Raw genomic sequence first — 19,606 nt, 5'->3', positions numbered from 1 at the left:
TATCAAAGGATTAATCTGTCGACCATCGTCATCAAAAGCAGCATCGAGACTGGAGCGTGAAAGATAAATGCCGTTTATGCTGTCATTCAGGGTAACTGCATAGTCGGTAGTTCCAGCACATATCTTTCGCCGTTTCCAGAGCATGGGTCAACCGGAACAGGTCATTCTGCGCAGACAACTCCCCGGAGCTGGAACGCCAGAGGTAGTTCAGCTTACGGGCCAGTTTAGCATTGACGCCCAGCTGTCGGCCCTGTTTCAGAAGCCACTCGATGTCAGGGGCCACGTCACGCGAAAAACGACGTTGCTTCAGTGCTGTCGCCAGCCAGCGGGTGAGAAAGAGATTTTCCTGTACCGGTGACACAACGTCACCGTTTTGCCTGGCTAACGCCAGCGCCACCAAGGCGCACCACGCCAAATGTGCTGATTTTTCTGTCAGATTCACTGGGGAGTTTTTTCCTTTGTTTTGGGAGCTGAATATATCTTAACCGGAAGCGGGTTTCATCCGGAACCGTAGCCCCTGAACTGAACATCAGGTCCGGACTGGCGAGCAGTGCGCAGCCAGTCTTCTGAATGCCGCTTTGCGGCATGGAGGCGCCAGATGAGGTTACATGCGTCTGTGGAGTCAAATGGCGCCGAAAGCCCGACGTAGCCGGTTACCGGACTATAAATTCTGCCCGTTTGCCCCCTGTCCTGGTTAGCTCTACCCCGCTATCTCGCCCTTTCGGGCGAGGTGTAGTCAAGGACACTCCGGTCCGGCGCTGGTTTGATCGCCGGGTTTTAAGGGATGTGGTGATATACGGATCCGTCTCCTATCTTCCGAATCTCGCGTAAGCGTTAACGTCAACCAACGCATCACTAGGGCTACGTCACTTGTGGCTCGTTGATGTTATGAGGTTGCCGTGTCTTCTGCGCTTTCCCCCTCCAACCCCACCAGGACAACTTCCCGCTGGGGCTTGTACGTCAGCATTGTGCTGATTGGCGCGAATCTGCGCGCCCCCATTACGAGCCTCGGGCCGGTTCTTCCCGATATTCAACGCGCCTTACACCTCGGAGGTCTTGGGGCGGAAGCAGCTGGCACCGACGGCAAACATCTCCAATTCAATGCGCAGCTGGCGACAAACCATTTCCATCAATTAGGGCTGGCCGCCTTGTGAATTCCAGAAAACGATCTTGCGAATACCTGTGCGCCAGGCGCTTTTAGCCATTTCAAAACACACTTTCCCCAGAACATCATATGGCAACGAAAGTGTGTCAGGGTAAGCTAGGTGTTCGTCAGATTTACCTACAGGCAAAGTGGCCAACACCAGCATGGTAAATTGGCAGGCAGTAATTCTGCAGCTCGCTCAATAATGCTGGCATTAATGGCAGCAAACACCCGAACCAGCAGATGAGGTCCGTGTTGTTCTACGGCGCAAATAGGTAGTACTGCGACGATATTCGCCATATCCAGTTTACTGAATTCCCGCGTGGTGAGATCACACCACTAGGGAGAAGACGGTTTAAGCATGTTTACCTCCGGTTTTGTCTAACAATAAAAGATACGGTACGTTGCATTTAGGGCATTTTAGACCGGCTCTATGTCCTGCTATGTGCTAACTTTTCCAGTTTAATGGCCTCTCGTCGGGTTGTGTAGCAACAGTGTCGCCACCGGCGGAAATCCGCCGGTTTGAATGCTTTTTTGTTCAGCAGGCGACGAGGTGCCCGTCGCCAAAATCGGTAAAGCGCTGCGGTACTCTCTGATAGCCGATGGGTTTGATCGGTTCTGGTCTTATCGGCATTGCGCTGGTGGCTCGGGGTTGCCGTCTTTGCTGAACGTCAGGTATAGGAACGGCGCTGAGCAAGTGCTGAGTATAAGGATGCTGCGGATGGTGCAACACTCGATCTCGTGGGCCGATCTCCACGAGCTGGCCGCCAAACATCACCGCTACCCGGTGGCAGATGCGCTCCACCACCGCCATATCATGGGAAATAAACAGATAGCTGAGCCGATAGCGCTGACGCAAATCTTCCAGCAGCGTCAGCACCTGCGCCTGTACTGAAACATCCAGCGCGGAAACCGATTCATCGGCGATGATCACTTTCGGGTTCAGCGCCAGCGCGCGGGCAATGCAAATGCGCTGGCGCTGGCCGCCGGAAAACTGGTGCGGATAACGCCGCATCGCTTCCGCTGGCAGGCCGACCTGCTGCAATAGCTGCGCCACCCGCTCCGTGCGCTGTACTGCGGGCATCTGCTCATGAATCAGCAGCGGCTCCCCAACCAGGTCGAAAATAGTTTTGCGCGGATTGAGCGCCGCCCAGGGATCCTGAAACACCATCTGCAAATCGCGGCGTACCGCTCTTAACGCCTCGTCCTTCAGGCCGTGCAGCTCCTGTCCGTTAAGCTGCGCGCTGCCGCTAAATGGCACCATATTCATCAGAGCTTTTGCCGTCGTCGATTTACCGCAGCCGCTTTCACCGACGATGCCCAACGTCTCGCCGGGGAAAAGATCGAAGCTGACGCCATCGACGGCATGGACTTCGCGACGCACGCGCAGGCCGTCGCCGCGCACCGGAAAGCGCACGCTGAGGTCGCGGACGCTGAGCAACGGTCGCGTCGCCTCGACCGGCGCCAGCGCGGGCGCCTGGCCCAGCACCGGTACCGCCTGCAACAGCTGGCGGGTATAAGCCGCCTGCGGCGAGGTAAACAGCGTTTTTGCCGGAGCCTGCTCCATGATTTTGCCGTGACTCATAACCAGCACATCATCGGCCATTTCTGCCACCACTCCCATATCGTGGGTGATCAACAGCAGGCTGGTGGAAAACGCCTGCTGCAGTTCGCGCATCAACTCGAGGATCTGCGCCTGAATAGTGACGTCGAGGGCCGTGGTCGGCTCATCGGCAATCAGCACCTGTGGCTGGCACAGCATTGCCATGGCGATCATCACCCGCTGGCGCATACCGCCGGAAAGCTCGTGCGGATACTGTTGCAGGCGCTTCTCCACATGACTGATTTTGACCGCGTCCAGCATCGTGCTGACCCGGCTGCGCCGTTCACGGCGGCCCAGCACTTCGTGGCGTTGCAGCGTCTCTTCCAGCTGCTGGCCCACCGTCATCAGCGGATTGAGCGAGGTCATCGGTTCCTGAAAAATCATGGCAACCGACTTGCCGCGCAGCAACTGCATTTGCCGCTCCGGCAGGCTGAGCAAATCCTGGTTATCAAAAATAATCGCGCCGCCTGGAATCTGTGCCTCCTCCGGAAGCAAACCCATGATCGCCAGCGAAGTCAGCGATTTACCGCTGCCCGACTCGCCGGCAATGCACAGAGTTTTTCCCGGCCAGAGCGCAAAGCTGACGTCATCCACCACCCGCTGTGTACCAAACTGGATCGACAGGCGCTCGACCGAGAGCAGCGGCGCCGGAAATAGGACTGCTGACATAACGCTCCTAATTAAACACGCTGTTGGGAAAATAGAACGACACCACCCAGTTAGGCCGATCGACGATTTCGCTGATGCGCAGATCGCCGCACACGGAGCAGAGCATATAGGCCTCTTCCGCCGACATCCCTTGTTCGCGGCACAGCGCATCGATGGTATAGCTTACCGCGTCGCGGGCGGCGGTCATCAGGTCAGGGCCAATGCCGGTGAAGGCGCTGTAGCCGTGCCGATCCAGATGTTGGGTCACTGGGCCAGGGGTGGCGAAACGCGGCGTTTTCAGCGGCATATCTTTAACCACTTCCAGCTTCACCACCACGTCCATCGCGCTTTCAATCGCCGTGCCGCAGACTTCACCATCGCCCTGCGCGGCGTGGGTGTCACCAATAGAAAACAACGCGCCTTCTACTTCCACCGGTAGCCATAATGTGCAGCCAGCGGCCAGATCGCGAATATCCAGATTGCCGCCCACGCGGCGCGGCGGCACCACCGAATGATGGCCCGCGGCAGCGGGAGCGACGCCGAGGGTACCGGCGAAGGGTTTCAGCGGTACGCGGCCATATCGGCCAAAGGCGCAGGGGGTTAAGCCCTGGCGGTCATATTGCCACAGCGTCAGCGCCGGATCAGAAAACTGATCGGCCAGCAGGCCGAAGCCCGGGATATTCGCAGTCCAGCCAAAGCCGCTGGGACGAAAGGATTCCAGCGTCACCTTTAGCGCATCGCCCGGCTGAGCGCCTTCCACATAGACCGGGCCACTGACCGGGTTGAGCTTATCAAACGGCAGCGTTGGGATATCCGCTGCGGTAGAACCGGCGTTGAACCAGCCGTTAGCCGCATCCAGGCAGTGAAACTCCAGTTGGCTGCCGGAAGCTACGTGCAGGACCGGGCTCAGGCTGTTATCCCAGCCGAAATGATGTTGAGCATGATGAATGGTCTTCACCAGACAATTTTGGCACATCCTGACTCTCCTTTAAGCAGCGGCGCCGTCCCGGCGCCATCAAATTATTTCAGTCCGATATAGTCGTAGTTGACTGGTACATGCACTGGATCGACATACAGCGCGTCCTCGCCCCCCATGCGTGCGGAATGTACGGTGTAGCGCTTCTCGTTGAATACCGGCACCCAGGGCGCGTCATCCATTGCAGTGATGAAGATTTTGCGCCAGGCTTCAATGCGCGCGTCCTGCTGGTCGGGTTTCACCATGCTGTCCGCCGCGGCCGCCTGCGCGTCCAGCGCTTTGTTGCAGTAGCGCGCCCAGTTCCAGCCGCCCTCTACCGCCCCGGCGCAGCCGAGGATCGGGCCATAGAAGTTGGAGGGATCCGGGAAATCGGCGATCCACGCCATGCCGCCGGACCAGACCATCGGCGCTTGGCTGGCGGAGCCGCCCGCCGCAATCACATTCGCCTGCGCCAGGGATTTGATGCTGGCGTGGATGCCCACTTTGGCCAGATCCTGCTGGATAGACTGAGCGATACGCGGCTGCGGATCGGTATTCATCACGTACAGTTCGGTAGCAAAACCGTTGGGGAAACCCGCTTCGCTGAGCAGTTGCTTCGCTTTTGCCGGGTCGTAGCTGAAACCCTGATATGCCTTGTCATAACCGGGCATGGCGGGTGGCAGTGGCTGGTTGGCCGGCGCCGCGCGTCCATTAATGATGCGCACGATGCGATCTTTGTTGACCGCCATGTTCACCGCCTGGCGGACTTTGAGATTATCGAAAGGCGGCAGCGTGGTTTTCATCGTCACGTAGCCGGTCTGCAACTGGTCGCCGGTGACCATCAGGCCCTTATAGGCCGGGTTGTTTTTAAACGACAGAAACTGTGCGGGCGGTACGCCGTCGCCGGCAATATCCACTTCGCCTTTTTCCAGCCGCAGCAGAGCGACCGAGGGATCCTGTCCCATTTCGAACTTTATGTGATCCAGCCGCGGCACGCCGGCTTTAAAGTAGTTCGGGTTTTTGCGGAAGATCAGCTCCTGGCCCAGCTTCCACTCCTGGAGCTCAAACGCGCCGCTGCCGACCGGATGCTTGCCGAAGTCGGCACCCCATTTCTCCACCTCCTCACGGGGAACCACCGAGGCAAAGTTCAGCGCCAGCACATGCAGGAAGGTGGCGTTGGGCTCTTTCAGAGTGATTTTTACCGTATGATCGTCGACGACCTCGATACCGCTCAGGGTCGTGCTTTTACCGCTAGCCTCCTCGTCATAGCCCGCGATGGGACTGAAGAACCCGGCGCCCGGACTTTGGGTTTTCGGGTTGACTGTGCGTTCCAGAGAATATTTCACGTCCGCCGCCGTGACCTCGCGGCCGTTGTGGAATTTCACCCCTTTGCGTAGCACAAAGGTGTAGACCTTGCCGTCCTCGGAAATGGCGTAGCTCTCCGCCAGGTCGTTCACCAACTCGGTGGTGCCGGGACGATAGTCCATCAGGCCGTCGAACAGGCTTTTGATCATCGACCAGTTTTGCCAGTCATAGCCAATGGCCGGATCGAGGGTCGCCACGTCGTTCTGGTAGGTCACCACGATATCGCCGCCGGTCTTCTCGTCAGCCTGCGCGCCATAAGAGAAACAGGCCGCGGCCACCGCCATTGTCAATAACGCATTTTTCATCATCTTCCCCTGCTACTTTTTGACATCAATGCGCGGATCGACCCACGGCAGCACCAGATCCGCAATAAGGTTGCCGCCAACAATGGCAACCGCTGACACGGTGGTTACCCCGACAATCACCGGGATATCCACCTGTTGAATCGCCTGCCAGGCCAGCTGACCGATACCCGGCCAGCCAAAGACCGATTCGACTACCACCAGTCCGCCCATAAAAATGCCGATATCAATGCCTATCATCGGAATTAGCGGCAGCACGGCATTCGGCAGCACGTGACGCAGCAGTACGCGGGTTCGGCCCAGCCCTTTGGCCCGCGCGGTACGGATAAAATCCTGATGCAGCACCTCAATCATCGACGAGCGCAACATGCGTGAATACCAGCCGCTGCCGAGCAGGCCGAGGGTTAGCGCCGGTAGCGCCAGATGGCTGAAGCCGCCATAGCCTCCCATCGGGAACCAGTTGAGTACCACGGCGAAAAGATAGAGAAAAAGCATCGCGGCGATGAACTGCGGCGCCGAAACACCGATAAAGGAGAGCGCCATCAGAAGCCGGTCCGCCAGCCCGCCGCGTTTTAACGCCGCCAGGGTGCCGAGTGCGATCCCCAGTACCAACTCGCAGAGAATACCCGCCGCCATCAGCTGCAGTGACGGCCCGATACGGGCGGAAACCAGTTCACTCACTTCGCTGCGCTGAATAAACGAGCGTCCCAGATCGCCGTGCAGCAGCCCCTGCAGATAACGCCAATATTGCTGATAAAACGGAAGATCCAACCCCAACTGATGGCGGATGTTTTCGACTACTTCCGGCGTGGCACTGCGCCCGGCGATTTGGCGCGCTGGATCGGCGGGCAACATAAACAGCAGCAAATAGCAGATCAACGTAACGCCAAGCAGGATCAGCCCGGCATGCAACAGACGTTTTCCCAGAAATAGCATTAGTTTCGTCCTTTTAAGCCGGGATCGAGGGCGTCGCGCAGGGCGTCACCAGCGATATTGAAAGAGAGCGACAGCAGCACAATCGCCGCGCCGGGAAAGAACACCAGCCAGGGAGCCGAAGTAAAATAGCTCTGGCTTTCAAAGATGATGTTGCCCCAACTCGGCGTTGGCGGCTGTACCCCCACCCCGAGGAACGATAGAGTAGCTTCCAGCAGGACTGTGGTGGAGATGCCTAGTGTGGCCCAGACCAGCACCGTTGGCGCCAGATGTGGAATTAAATGCACGCCGAGAATACGCAACGTTCCGGCCCCCAGGGTGCGTTCCACGGCGATAAAGTCGCGGGCGCTAAGCGCGCTAGTTTCGGCGTAGATAACCCTGGCGATCTGCACCCAGTTCACCATGGCGATCACCAGGGACACGATCCAGACACTTGGCTGGAAAATCGCCGCCAGGGCAATCGCCAGCAGCAGTGCGGGAAACGCCATCATCAGATCGGTAAAGCGCATCAGCAGCCCTCCGATACGCCCCTGCAGATAACCTGCGCTAAGCCCTACCAGGACGCCGATCAGTACTGCAGTGCCGTTGGCGACAACACCGATGAGTAACGAAGTACGAGCTCCGTAAATTAAACGCGAGAAGAGATCGCGTCCCAGCAGATCGGTTCCCAGCCAGTAAGTGCTGTTGGGAGAAAGCGGTGCGCCTTCCAGGCTCAGTCCCTCGACAAACTGTTCATCGGGATCGAAGGGGGTGAGCCAGGGGGCAAACAGCGCGCTCATCACCACCAGGAGAATAAACAGCAGCGAGAGCAGCAGGGCTGGCCGGCGCAGAAAATATCCGACTCTATTCATTGTGCTCCCCGCTTGCCGGACGACATTCGTAGCAGCCACTTCTGCGCCACCTGTGCCACCGACTGGTTCGTACACATTGATTCCGAGCGCAGGCGAACCCATGCCTGTTGTTCATCAATACTTTCCGCTTGCATCTGGGCCGCCAGAGCTTGGGTAATCTGCGGCATTGCTGCCAGACGCTGGCGCAGTAGCATCTGTTGCTGTTGAATGTCATGCAACTGCTGACGCAGCCCCACTGCCATCATCAGGGTGGTATAGATGGCTCGCTGTGTAATAGGCTTGGTAAGGAGCGCTGTTGCCCCTAACTCCAGCGCGCGCTGTACCTGGTAAAGTCCCTCATGTGAGGTCAGCGCGATCACCGGTATTCCGGCCAGATTGATCTGGCTCAGGGTTAGCGGGCTGGCGAATGCCTCCAGTTCCACCAGTACTGCACAGGGGGTGAGAGGAGGTAAAGCCTCATCTCCGGTCAGGTGATGCCAGCGGATACCCATCCGCGTCAGGTTTTTTTCCAGCGCTTCGCGACTCCTTGCTTCACAGTCTACCAGCAGGAGCGGCTGAGCATCTAAATCCGGGGACAGCAGCGTTTTCATTTAACAATCCTCAGAGCAGGTCTGGCTGCAACCGTTCGGCTTTCACGTAGCTCGGTCGCGGAGAGATAGGGATCGGGCATAACCGGCAGCGGTTCGCGATGCAGTATCTGAAAGCAAGTTTGTTGCAACTCAGCGATGTAGCAGGGCAAACAGGCGTGGTTGTTTCGAGCCATTACTGAGCGAGCGCCCGGAGAATCAACGTCGTGCTGACGATGCAGTGCCGCCAGCACCGCACCCGGCTCGCTGTTTCCGGCCTCGCGCAGGCTATTGGCAAACAACCTTACTGCCCGCCAGCCGCCGATATAGTAGTGGGAGATGCGCTGTGCGCCATGTTGCAGGTGCTGCCGCGCGCAAAAATCGAGATCGACGCTCTCAAAAAACGGTCCGCAGGAAAGCAAACGTACCGCCCTTAGTGGCGCGACTTCGGCGACTTCGGCTTCGGTAAAATTACAGCTGAGCACCGCTAACGTCCGCCGATCGCGAAGACAGGCCTCGTCCAGTGCGCGCAGAAACGCATAAGAGGTTTCGCCTACCAGGTTATTGAGTACAAAATCTACCTCTGTGCTGAGAATCGCCTCAATCAACTCGGTCACGTTGCTGTTTCTCAGGTGCAGATATTTTTCGCCCACCACCGTACCGCCGGAACCTTCCACTACCTCACGGGCGATACGATTGCTTTCCCAGCCCCAGACGTAGTTAGAGCCGATCAGCCAGGAGCGATTTCCGAACATATCCAGCGCCAGCCGCAGGAGTGGCAGCAGAGTCTGGTTCGGACAACCGCCCAGATATACGACCTGCTCGCAGCTCTCGAACCCCTCGTAAGGACAGCCATACCACAGCAGCAGGTTATGCTGCTCCAGGTCCGGGATAATCTCCTTCCGACTGGCAGAGGTAATGGTTCCGAAGATATGGCGGATGCCGTGAGCGATAAAGGTGCTCACCGCTTCACTGTAGGCTGCGAGTTCACCCGCAGGGTTGATATGTCGGGCCCGCAGCTGAAAAGGATAAGCAGGATCGGCATTGATTTCCTCTAAGGCATGGCGCGCACCAAGCAGTGTGCTGTTCGCCAGGTGGCTGTAGGTACCTTCTGTGGAAAGCAAAATTCCAATATCAATAGTTTGCACGTATGTTTGCTCTCTGCATTAATAAAAAAGCCTGATTGTCCTTATTAGGACAATCAGGCTTCATTACCTGTCGATATTTAATGGATTCAAGGCTTAAGGGTTGCCCCTGCTTGCATATACCCGACATGAAAAATTCATGCCATTTTTAAAGCACAGTTAAATCAATGGATTATTTATTTTTGGAGACACTTTTGCACCAATGGGATGCGGCTTGCTCAGTTATGGTGCAATTTTCTGATGCAGTCTGGTCTCTTCAACATGAGGTGGAGTAATGCACACCTGTTTTAGTTCCACGCACTTTTTGAGAGTTCCGGTTTTTCAGCCATCAGCAGGTGATCCTCCGGCGTCAGGTTATTCAGGGATTCATGGGGACGCTCTGGATGGAAGATCCTCGTGACGAAGCCGAATTTGCCCCCGGCCACGTGCTTTTTTTCGAGCGTAATGTTGTCCATGCATTACCAACCCTTCTTGAAGAACCCGTAATATTTCTGTCATTGGCCAGCCCTCGTCGTGCTCCTGAAGATATTACCTTTGTTGACCCGAAAGATGGCACTGCCAGAACCTTTATGGCCAGAAATAATGAGTCAGCATAAAGGGCCAGAACCAAAGGTAAGGTGGAGCGGATGGTGAAATACCTCAAGGAGAACTTCTTCGTCCGGTACCGCCGGTTCGACAGCTTCGCCCAGGTTAATCAGCTACTGGAGCAGTGGATGGCTGACGTTGCCGACAGGCGGGAACTTCGCCAGTTCAGGCAGACACCGGAACAGCGCTTCACGCAGGAACAGGAGCATCTGCAGCCGTTGCCGGATACGGACTTCGATACCAGCTACTTCGATATCCGTCATGTCTCCTGGGATGGCTATATCGAGGTTGGCGGAAACCGTTACAGCGTGCCGGAAAGCCTGTGTGGCCAGCCGGTATCAATACGGATTTCGCTGGATGATGAACTGCGGATCTACAGTAATGAGCAGCAGATGGCATCGCACCGTCTCTGTTCGGCTGCATCCGGCTGGCAGACCGTGCCGGAGCATCACGCCCCGCTCTGGCAGCAGGTCAGTCAGGTGGAACCCGAAATCTGATTTATTCAACAAAGCCGCACCAAATCATCACTCGAAGATATTCAGGCATGGTACATCCGCGGCAAGCCCCTAATTTGTACTGAGGGGCAAAGTGAAAAAAGTTACTTTTTGTTGAAACGACAGTTAGCAATAACCCCCGCTTGCGGGGGCCATACCCACCAGGAGCAAACGCAGAAAGCCCGAGATACTTCTGCTGTACCGGGGGCTGGCGACATTTCAGGCAACACTCATAGTTGACATCCTCCCCGCCCTAAAGGGCGGGGAGGATGTCAATAATAGCAGACCACATCATGATGTCATTCTGACCGACAGATGCCAGAAGCAGAGGATCCATCCCATTTTATACCTACCTTATAACACTTAGAAAAACAACATGTTAAAAATGTTTATTGGAAACAATTTTAAGTCCAATTGTAATGATAACCATTCTCATATTAATATGGCTACGTGATAATTAACTTTTGATGCACTCCGCATGTCTGACCGTGCCACTACCACAGCTTCCTTAACGTTCGAGTCGCTTTATGGCACCCATCACGGCTGGTTGAAAAGTTGGCTGACGCGCAAACTCCAGTCTGCCTTTGATGCAGATGACATTGCCCAGGACACTTTTTTGCGGGTAATGAGCAGCGAAACGCTCTCGACGATCCGCGATCCTCGCTCTTTCCTGTGCACTATCGCCAAACGCGTGATGGTGGACCTGTTTCGCCGAAACGCGCTGGAAAAAGCGTATCTGGAGATGCTGGCGCTTATGCCGGAGGGGGGAGCGCCTTCACCTGAGGAACGCGAAAGCCAGCTCGAGACCCTACAACTCGTCGACAGCATGCTGGACGGGCTAAACGGAAAAACACGTGAAGCGTTTCTGCTTTCGCAACTGGATGGCCTGACATACAGCGAGATTGCGCACAAACTCGGTGTTTCCGTCAGCTCCGTGAAAAAATACGTGGCGAAAGCCGTCGAGCACTGCCTGCTGTTTCGTCTGGAGCATGGGTTATGAATCCTTCGTTAACCGATTCCCGCCGTCAGGCGCTGCGTTCAGCTTCCCACTGGTATGCCGTGCTAAGCGGCGAGCGCGTCAGCCCACAACAGGAAGCGCGCTGGCAACAGTGGTATGAACAGGATCAGGATAACCAGTGGGCCTGGCAGCAGGTTGAAAACCTGCGCAACCAGCTTGGCGGTGTGCCTGGCGACGTTGCCAGCCGGGCGCTGCACGATACCCGCCTCACCCGCCGTCACGTGATGAAAGGATTACTGCTGTTGCTCGGCGCTGGCGGAGGCTGGCAACTCTGGCAGTCGGAAACCGGCGAAGGTCTGCGGGCAGATTACCGCACCCCCAAAGGCGCAGTCAGCCGTCAGCAACTGGAAGATGGCTCCCTGCTCACGCTGAATACCCAAAGCGCGGCGGATGTGCGTTTTGATGCGCATCAGCGCACCGTCCGGCTCTGGTACGGTGAAATCGCCATTACTACCGCGAAAGATGCGCAGCAACGCTCCTTCCGCGTCCTGACCCGTCAGGGCCAACTCACCGCTTTAGGGACAGAATTTACCGTCCGCCAGCAGGATAATTTCACGCAGCTTGACGTGCAGCAGCACGCCGTGGAAGTGCTTCTCGCCAGTGCCCCCGCGCAAAAACGCATCGTGAACGCTGGTGAAAGCCTGCAGTTCAGCGCCTCTGAGTTTGGCGCAGTGAAACCGCTGGATGACGAGAGTACAAGCTGGACGAAGGGCATCCTGAGCTTCAGCGATAAACCGCTGGGTGAGGTGATAGCCACGCTAAGCCGTTACCGCAACGGCGTGCTGCGCTGCGATCCCGCCGTTGCCGGGCTGCGCCTGAGCGGGACGTTCCCGCTGAAAAATACCGATGCGATCCTGAACGTTATCGCTCAAACGCTTCCCGTTAAAATTCAGTCTATTACGCGGTACTGGATAAACATTTCACCGCTGTAAGAAAAATAATTCTCATTTCGATTGTCCTTTTTACCTTCTCGTTCGACTCATAGCTGAACACAACAAAAATGATGAATGATGATGGAGAAGGTATGACGCCGTTACGCGTTTTTCGTAAAACAACACCTTTGGTTAACGCCATTCGCCTGAGCCTGCTGCCGCTGGCCGGTCTCTCGTTTTCCGCTTTTGCTGCACAGGTTGATATCGCACCGGGATCGCTCGACAAAGCGCTCAATCAGTATGCCGCACACAGCGGAATTACCCTCTCGGTTGACGCCAGCCTGACGCGCGGCAAGCAGAGCAACGGCCTGCACGGAGATTACGACGTCGAGAGCGGCCTGCAACAGCTGCTGGACGGCAGCGGACTGCAGGTAAAACCGCTGGGAAATAACAGCTGGACGCTGGAGCCCGCGCCCGCGCCAAAAGAAGATGCCCTGACCGTGGTCGGCGACTGGCTGGGCGATGCGCGTGAAAACGACGTATTTGAACATGCTGGCGCGCGTGACGTGATCCGCCGTGAGGATTTCGCCAAAACCGGCGCAACCACCATGCGTGAGGTGCTTAACCGCATCCCTGGCGTCAGCGCGCCGGAAAACAACGGCACCGGCAGCCACGACCTGGCGATGAACTTTGGCATCCGGGGCCTGAACCCACGCCTCGCCAGCCGCTCGACCGTCCTGATGGACGGCATCCCCGTCCCCTTTGCCCCTTACGGTCAGCCGCAGCTTTCACTGGCTCCCGTTTCGCTCGGCAACATGGATGCCATTGACGTGGTGCGCGGTGGTGGTGCGGTGCGTTACGGACCGCAGAGCGTGGGCGGCGTGGTGAACTTTGTTACCCGCGCCATTCCGCAGGACTTTGGTATCGAGGCGGGGGTGGAAGGTCAGCTCAGCCCAACCTCTTCACAAAACAACCCGAAAGAGACGCACAACCTGATGGTGGGCGGCACAGCGGACAACGGTTTTGGCACCGCGCTGCTCTACTCCGGCACGCGCGGCAGTGACTGGCGCGAGCACAGCGCCACCCGCATCGACGACCTGATGCTGAAAAGCAAATATGCGCCGAATGAGGTGCACACCTTCAACAGCCTGCTGCAATATTACGATGGTGAAGCCGACATGCCCGGCGGCCTGTCCCGCGCGGATTACGACGCCGATCGCTGGAAATCCACCCGCCCGTATGACCGCTTCTGGGGCCGTCGCAAGCTGGCGAGCCTGGGCTACCAGTTCCAGCCGGACAGCCAGCATAAATTCAACATTCTGGGGTTCTACACCCAAACCCTGCGCAGCGGCTACCTGGAGCAAGGCAAACGCATCACCCTCTCGCCGCGTAACTACTGGGTGCGCGGTATTGAGCCACGCTACAGCCAGAGCTTTATGATCGGCCCTTACGCGCACGAAGTGGGCGTGGGCTATCGCTATGTGAATGAATCAACGCATGAAATGCGTTACTACACCGCCACCAGCAGCGGGCAGTTGCCGTCCGGCTCAAGCCCTTACGACCGCGACACGCGTTCCGGCACCGAGGCGCACGCCTGGTATCTGGATGACAAAATCGACATCGGCAACTGGACCATCACGCCGGGTATGCGTTTCGAACATATCGAGTCATACCAGAACAACGCCATCAAAGGCACGCACGAAGAGGTGAGCTATAACGCACCGCTTCCGGCGTTGAACGTGCTCTATCACCTGACTGATAGCTGGAATCTTTATGCAAACACTGAAGGCTCGTTCGGCACCGTACAGTACAGCCAGATTGGCAAGGCTGTGCAAAGCGGCAATGTGGAACCGGAAAAAGCGCGAACCTGGGAACTCGGTACCCGCTACGACGACGGCGCGCTGACGGCGGAAATGGGGCTGTTCCTAATTAACTTTAACAATCAGTACGACTCCAACCAGACCAACGACACCGTCACTGCACGTGGCAAAACGCGCCATACCGGGCTGGAAACGCAGGCACGTTACGACCTGGGTACGCTAACGCCAACGCTTGATAACGTTTCCGTCTACGCCAGCTATGCGTATGTGAACGCGGAAATCCGCGAGAAAGGTGACACCTATGGCAATCAGGTGACATTCTCCCCGAAACATAAAGGCACGCTGGGCGTGGACTACAAGCCGGGCAACTGGACGTTCAATCTGAACAGCGATTTCCAGTCCAGCCAGTTTGCGGATAACGCCAATACGGTGAAAGAGAGCGCCGACGGCAGTACCGGCCGCATTCCCGGCTTCATGCTCTGGGGCGCACGCGTGGCGTATGACTTTGGCCCGCAGATGGCAGATCTGAACCTGGCGTTCGGTGTGAAAAACATCTTCGACCAGGACTACTTCATCCGCTCTTATGACGACAACAACAAAGGCATCTACGCAGGCCAGCCGCGCACGCTGTATATGCAGGGGTCGTTGAAGTTCTGATGTGTTAACGCCCGGCTTGCCGGGCTTTTAGCTGGAATGTGACTATGTTGGCATTTATCCGTTTTCTTTTTGCAGGCCTGCTGCTGGTGATCGGCCACGCCTTTGCCGCCACGGTTCAGGACGAACACGGCACGTTTACACTCGATAAAACGCCACAACGGATTGTGGTGCTGGAACTCTCGTTCGCCGATGCGCTGGCCGCCGTGGACGTCAGCCCGATCGGTATTGCCGACGATAACGATGCAAAACGCATCCTGCCCGAAGTGCGTGCGCACCTGAAACCGTGGCAGTCCGTCGGAACGCGCGCGCAGCCGAGCCTGGAAGCCATTGCTGCCCTGAAACCAGACCTGATCATTGCCGACAGCAGTCGCCATGCGGGGATTTACACCGCCTTGCAGCAAATCGCGCCGGTACTGCTGCTTAAGTCCCGCAACGAAACCTACGCTGAAAATTTGCACTCAGCGGCTATCATCGGCGAAGTGGTAGGTAAAAAACGAGAGATGCAGGCGCGTCTGGAACAACATAAAGAGAAGATGGCGCAGTGGGCCAGCCAGCTTCCCACAGGGACACGCGTGGCCTTTGGCACATCACGCGAACAGCTATTCAACCTGCATACCCAGGAGACCTGGACCGGCAGCGTGCTGGCTTCTCTGGGGCTGAACGTTCCCGCTGCGATGGCGGGCGCGTCCATGCCGTCCATCGGCCTGGAGCAACTGCTGGCGGTCAATCCTGCCTGGCTGCTGGTTGCCCACTATCGCGAAGAGAGCATTGTTAAACGCTGGCAACAAGATCCGCTCTGGCAGATATTAACCGCCGCGCAGAAGCAGCAGGTTGCTTCAGTCGACAGTAACGCCTGGGCGCGGATGCGCGGTATTTTTGCCGCAGAGCGTATTGCCGCTGACACGGTAAAAATCTTCCACCATCAGCCGCTTACCGATATGAAATGACCGCGCTAAAACACCCGGTGCTGCTGTGGGGGCTTCCCGTTGCAGTACTTATTATTATTTTCTGGCTGAGTCTGTTTTGCTACTCGGCCATTCCTGTTTCCGGAGCAGACGCAATCCGCGCCCTGCTGCCTGGACACACGCCAACGCTACCAGAAGCGCTGGTGCAAAACCTTCGTTTGCCGCGAAGCCTGGTCGCCGTTCTGATCGGCGCAAGCCTGGCGCTCGCGGGCACGCTGCTGCAAACCCTGACCCACAACCCAATGGCCTCTCCTTCACTGCTCGGCATTAACAGCGGCGCGGCGCTGGCTATGGCGCTTACCAGCGCGCTGAGTCCGACGCCGGTTGCAGGCTATTCCCTGTCGTTCATCGCGGCATGCGGGGGCGGCGTGAGCTGGCTGCTGGTCATGACCGCAGGAGGCGGGTTTCGTCATACCCAGGACAGAAACAAACTGATCCTCGCGGGTATCGCGCTGTCGGCCTTTTGTATGGCCCTGACCCGCATCACCCTACTGCTGGCCGAAGATCATGCTTACGGCATCTTTTACTGGCTGGCAGGCGGAGTGTCCCACGCCCACTGGCAGGATGTCTGGCAGCTCTTGCCGGTGGTGGTCACTGCAGTCCCTGTCGTGTTGCTGCTGGCGAATCAACTGAACCTGCTCAACGTCAGCGACAGTACCGCCCATACGCTGGGAGTGAACCTGCCGAGACTACGTTTGATCATCAATATGTTAGTGCTGCTTCTGGTTGGCGCGTGCGTCAGTGTGGCAGGTCCGGTGGCGTTTATCGGCCTGCTGGTGCCACATCTGGCGCGCTTCTGGGCAGGCTTCGATCAGCGCAACGTACTGCCGGTGAGCATGCTGCTGGGGGCCACGCTGATGCTGATGGCAGATGTACTCGCACGCGCGCTGGCCTTCCCCGGCGATCTGCCCGCAGGCGCAGTGCTGGCGCTGATTGGCAGTCCTTGCTTTGTCTGGCTGGTGAGGAGGCGAGGATGAAAATTGCGCTGGTCATTTTCATCACCCTTGCCCTGGCAGGCTGTGCGCTGTTATCACTCCATATGGGGGTGATCCCCGTGCCGTGGCGCGCGCTGCTGACCGACTGGCAGGACGGACGCGAGCATTATTATGTATTGATGGAGTACCGACTGCCGCGCTTGCTGCTGGCACTGTTTGTCGGTGCAGCCCTCGCCGTGGCGGGCGTGCTGGTACAGGGGATTGTGCGTAACCCGCTAGCATCACCGGATATTCTCGGCATTAACCATGCCGCCAGCCTTGCCTCTGTGGGAGCACTGCTTCTTATGCCATCACTATCCGTGATGGTGCTGCCGCTGCTGGCCTTTGCGGGCGGTATGGCGGGGTTGATCTTGCTGAAGATGCTGGCAAAGACCCACCAGCCGATGAAGCTGGCGCTCACCGGCGTGGCGCTTTCCGCCTGCTGGGCGAGCCTGACGGATTACCTGATGCTCCTGCACCCGCAGGATGTAAACAGTGCCCTGCTGTGGCTGACGGGTAGCTTATGGGGGCGCGACTGGCACTTTGTGAAGATTGCCGTGCCGTTGCTCATTCTGTTTTTGCCGCTGAGCCTGCGCTTTTGTCGCGATCTCGACCTGCTGGCGCTGGGCGATGCACGAGCAGCCACGCTCGGCGTGTCGGTTCAGCGCACCCGGTTCCAGGGGCTGATGCTGGCTGTCGCGATGACAGCAACCGGCGTGGCCGTCTGTGGCCCGATAAGTTTTATTGGTCTCGTCGTGCCGCACATGGTGCGCAGGATCGCCGGCGGGCGTCACCGCTGGCTGATGCCCGTTTCGGCCCTGACGGGCGCGTTGTTGCTGGTCATTGCCGATCTGCTGGCACGAATCATTCATCCGCCGCTGGAGCTTCCGGCAGGCGTGCTGACCGCCATTATCGGCGCACCGTGGTTTGTCTGGCTGCTTGTGAGAATGCGATAAATGAGATTACGTACTGAAAATCTGACCGTCAGCTATGGCGCACAAACCGTGCTGGATGGACTTTCTCTCGCCCTGCCTGCCGGAAAAATCACGGCCCTGCTCGGCCCTAACGGTTGCGGGAAATCGACGCTGTTGAACTGTTTTTCTCGCCTGTTAACACCAGACTCTGGCGAGATATTGCTTGATGAAAAACCCATAGCCGGTTTTTCCGCCCGCCAGCTGGCTCGCCGCCTGGCTTTACTGCCGCAACACCATTTATCCCCCGAGGGGATCACTGTACGGGAACTGGTTTCCTACGGCCGCAGCCCGTGGCTGTCGTTGTGGGGGCGACTCTCCGCGGAAGACAACGAGCGGGTCAACGTGGCAATGAGTCAGACCCGGACGCGCAATCTGGCTGACCGCAGGTTAACCCAGCTTTCCGGCGGCCAGCGCCAGCGTGCGTTTCTGGCGATGGTGCTGGCACAGGATACCCCACTCATTCTTCTTGATGAGCCTACGACCTACCTCGATATCAATCATCAGGTTGAACTGATGCGCCTGATGGTTGAACTCAAAAGGCAGGGGAAAACCGTAGTGACGGTACTCCACGATCTGAATCAGGCCAGCCGCTATTGCGATCATCTGGTGGTACTGGCAAGCGGTCGCGTGATGGCGCAAGGTGCTCCGGAAGCAGTGATGAAACCAGAGCTTCTAAAGACGGTGTTCAGCGTAGAAGCGGAAATCCATCCCGAACCGGTATCTGGCAGACCCATGTGTGTGGTGAAGTAGTCTGGCGAAGTCATAAGGATCATCACAGGACAGATAAAGGAAGTGATAACCACCTGCCAACAGGCACCAAAATCTGGCTGGTTGCCGGTATCACCGACATGCGCAACGGCTTCAATGGTCTCGCCGCAAAGGTGCAGACGATGCTGAAAGATGACCCGATGTCCGGCCATGTCTTCATCTTCCGGGGCCGCAGCGGCAGTAAGGTCAAACTGCTGTGGTCCACCGGCGACGGACTGTGCCTGCTGACCAAACGGCTGGAACGCGGCCGCTTCGCCTGGCCCTCTGCCCGCGATGGCAAAGTGTTCCTGACCCCGGCGCAGCTGGCAATGCTTCTGGAAGGCATCGACTGGCGGCAGCCTAAAAGACTGCTTACGTCCCTGACCATGTTGTAGGCCTCTTTATTCTGGTTGTCGTTGAATAAGCCTGGTAAAATGCGGGCTTATGAACAACACCTCCCCCTGACGACATCCTTCTGCTGAAACAGCGCCTGTCCGAACAGGAAGCGCTGAACCGCGCCCTGCTGGAAAAGCAGGCCGACCGGGAGCGCGAAATAGACCATCTGCAGGCGCAGCTGGATAAGCTTCGCCGGATGAACTTCGGCAGTCGTTCTGAATAAATCTCCCGCCGCATCGCGCAGATAGAAGCCGACCTGAACCGGCTTCAGACAGAAAGCGATACGCTGACGGGTCGGGTTGCCGATACGGGCCGGGCCCCGTATCGTTTTAACCCTGAATATTCATCGCAGATATTGTTTCGGGTTTTCCGGTATACCAGCCCTGAACTAGGTAACCGGGGCCAAGAGAACAGGCGAATTCAAACTGTCCTGGCGTTTCCACCCCTTCAAACACCAGTGGTTTGCCAGTACCACGTAACCCTTTCACCATAGAAACAAGTAGCGCTCGCTTCACCGGGTCATCAATATTGGCAATAAAAATACGGTCTATTTTTATCTCATCGAAATCCAGTACCGTCAGCCATTCAATAT

At 57.3% G+C, this 19,606-nt stretch carries 19 protein-coding genes and 4 pseudogenes; 11 read left to right on the top strand and 12 right to left on the bottom strand.

The genetic code is table 11. From position 1 onward, the window contains the following. From K2184_RS28430 to K2184_RS28380, 11 genes and pseudogenes are all read right to left on the bottom strand, one after another. A pseudogene (locus K2184_RS28430) lies at positions 1-442 on the bottom strand (DUF2913 family protein); the annotation flags it as partial. Between the two features lie 691 nt (positions 443-1,133). Continuing rightward, positions 1,134-1,310 carry a creatininase family protein gene (locus K2184_RS28425; protein WP_227599551.1) on the bottom strand — a complete coding sequence of 59 codons (177 nt, stop codon included), beginning with the start codon at positions 1,308-1,310 and terminating at the stop codon, positions 1,134-1,136. Continuing rightward, positions 1,283-1,444, bottom strand: coding sequence for a creatininase family protein (locus tag K2184_RS28420; protein WP_023157916.1), 162 nt, complete (start codon positions 1,442-1,444; stop codon positions 1,283-1,285). The genes K2184_RS28425 and K2184_RS28420 overlap by 28 nt, the downstream gene beginning before the upstream one ends. A 238-nt stretch (positions 1,445-1,682) precedes the next feature. After that, positions 1,683-3,416 carry an ABC transporter ATP-binding protein gene (locus K2184_RS28415; RefSeq protein ID WP_004118832.1) on the bottom strand — a complete coding sequence of 578 codons (1,734 nt, stop codon included), beginning with the start codon at positions 3,414-3,416 and terminating at the stop codon, positions 1,683-1,685. Positions 3,417-3,423: 7 nt separating this feature from the next. Next, a complete protein-coding gene (locus K2184_RS28410) occupies positions 3,424-4,371 on the bottom strand; it encodes an acetamidase/formamidase family protein (protein ID WP_004118225.1) in 948 nt (315 codons plus the stop codon). 44 nt (positions 4,372-4,415) lie between these two features. Then, the gene (locus tag K2184_RS28405) at positions 4,416-6,020 is read right to left on the bottom strand and encodes an ABC transporter substrate-binding protein (RefSeq protein ID WP_004152278.1); all 1,605 of its coding nucleotides are present in this window, start codon (positions 6,018-6,020) and stop codon (positions 4,416-4,418) included. Positions 6,021-6,032: 12 nt separating this feature from the next. Further along, positions 6,033-6,953 (bottom strand): ABC transporter permease, encoded by a 921-nt coding sequence (locus K2184_RS28400; RefSeq protein WP_004118227.1) that lies wholly within the window; start codon positions 6,951-6,953, stop codon positions 6,033-6,035. Beyond that, a complete protein-coding gene (locus K2184_RS28395; protein WP_004118228.1) occupies positions 6,953-7,801 on the bottom strand; it encodes an ABC transporter permease in 849 nt (282 codons plus the stop codon). Before K2184_RS28395 ends, K2184_RS28400 begins: the two co-directional genes overlap by 1 nt. After that, on the bottom strand, positions 7,798-8,391 hold the full coding sequence (locus K2184_RS28390) for an ANTAR domain-containing response regulator (RefSeq protein WP_004118229.1): 594 nt from the start codon (positions 8,389-8,391) through the stop codon (positions 7,798-7,800). The genes K2184_RS28395 and K2184_RS28390 overlap by 4 nt, the downstream gene beginning before the upstream one ends. Further along, positions 8,388-9,515, bottom strand: a complete 1,128-nt coding sequence (locus tag K2184_RS28385; protein WP_004118840.1) for a transporter substrate-binding protein — start codon at positions 9,513-9,515, stop codon at positions 8,388-8,390. Before K2184_RS28385 ends, K2184_RS28390 begins: the two co-directional genes overlap by 4 nt. A gap of 284 nt (positions 9,516-9,799) precedes the next feature. Beyond that, a pseudogene (locus K2184_RS28380) lies at positions 9,800-9,901 on the bottom strand (integrase); the annotation flags it as partial. Between K2184_RS28380 and K2184_RS28375 the strand changes: the two are divergent. The 11 genes and pseudogenes from K2184_RS28375 to K2184_RS28325 form a co-directional block, all read left to right on the top strand. Beyond that, positions 9,896-10,108: a hypothetical protein gene (locus K2184_RS28375; protein ID WP_162551856.1), complete on the top strand. Its 213-nt coding sequence runs from the start codon at positions 9,896-9,898 to the stop codon at positions 10,106-10,108. The pseudogene K2184_RS28380 and the gene K2184_RS28375 overlap by 6 nt on opposite strands. Beyond that, positions 10,109-10,594: pseudogene (locus tag K2184_RS28370) on the top strand (Mu transposase domain-containing protein); the annotation flags it as partial. It abuts the gene before it with no gap. Positions 10,595-11,069: 475 nt separating this feature from the next. Beyond that, positions 11,070-11,591, top strand: coding sequence for an RNA polymerase sigma factor FecI (fecI, locus tag K2184_RS28365; protein WP_004197062.1), 522 nt, complete (start codon positions 11,070-11,072; stop codon positions 11,589-11,591). Next, positions 11,588-12,541 (top strand): ferric citrate uptake sigma factor regulator FecR, encoded by a 954-nt coding sequence (gene fecR / locus K2184_RS28360; RefSeq protein ID WP_004197067.1) that lies wholly within the window; start codon positions 11,588-11,590, stop codon positions 12,539-12,541. Before fecI ends, fecR begins: the two co-directional genes overlap by 4 nt. 92 nt (positions 12,542-12,633) lie before the next feature. Then, positions 12,634-14,958, top strand: coding sequence for a TonB-dependent Fe(3+) dicitrate receptor FecA (gene fecA / locus K2184_RS28355; protein ID WP_032430169.1), 2,325 nt, complete (start codon positions 12,634-12,636; stop codon positions 14,956-14,958). Between the two features lie 44 nt (positions 14,959-15,002). After that, on the top strand, positions 15,003-15,905 hold the full coding sequence (fecB, locus tag K2184_RS28350; RefSeq protein WP_023157913.1) for a Fe(3+) dicitrate ABC transporter substrate-binding protein FecB: 903 nt from the start codon (positions 15,003-15,005) through the stop codon (positions 15,903-15,905). Next, positions 15,902-16,900 carry an iron-dicitrate ABC transporter permease FecC gene (gene fecC, locus K2184_RS28345; RefSeq protein WP_004118243.1) on the top strand — a complete coding sequence of 333 codons (999 nt, stop codon included), beginning with the start codon at positions 15,902-15,904 and terminating at the stop codon, positions 16,898-16,900. Before fecB ends, fecC begins: the two co-directional genes overlap by 4 nt. Next, a complete protein-coding gene (fecD, locus tag K2184_RS28340) occupies positions 16,897-17,853 on the top strand; it encodes a Fe(3+) dicitrate ABC transporter permease subunit FecD (RefSeq protein WP_004118246.1) in 957 nt (318 codons plus the stop codon). The genes fecC and fecD overlap by 4 nt, the downstream gene beginning before the upstream one ends. Further along, positions 17,854-18,621 (top strand): Fe(3+) dicitrate ABC transporter ATP-binding protein FecE, encoded by a 768-nt coding sequence (gene fecE / locus K2184_RS28335; RefSeq protein WP_004152282.1) that lies wholly within the window; start codon positions 17,854-17,856, stop codon positions 18,619-18,621. It abuts the gene before it with no gap. Positions 18,622-18,674: 53 nt separating this feature from the next. Next, positions 18,675-19,013 carry an IS66 family insertion sequence element accessory protein TnpB gene (tnpB, locus tag K2184_RS28330; protein WP_029497456.1) on the top strand — a complete coding sequence of 113 codons (339 nt, stop codon included), beginning with the start codon at positions 18,675-18,677 and terminating at the stop codon, positions 19,011-19,013. Between the two features lie 49 nt (positions 19,014-19,062). Further along, positions 19,063-19,321 (top strand): annotated as a pseudogene (locus tag K2184_RS28325) (IS66 family transposase); the annotation flags it as partial. 22 nt (positions 19,322-19,343) lie between these two features. Here the strand turns inward: K2184_RS28325 and K2184_RS28320 are convergent. Continuing rightward, positions 19,344-19,606 (bottom strand): EAL domain-containing protein (locus K2184_RS28320; protein WP_223366940.1); only part of this gene is annotated, 263 nt, incomplete at its 5' end.

Source organism: Klebsiella sp. K5-306 (assembly GCF_051835185.1).
GTDB classification, from domain to species: Bacteria; Pseudomonadota; Gammaproteobacteria; order Enterobacterales; family Enterobacteriaceae; genus Klebsiella; species Klebsiella oxytoca.
This window is presented reverse-complemented; position numbering and strand designations above follow the sequence as displayed.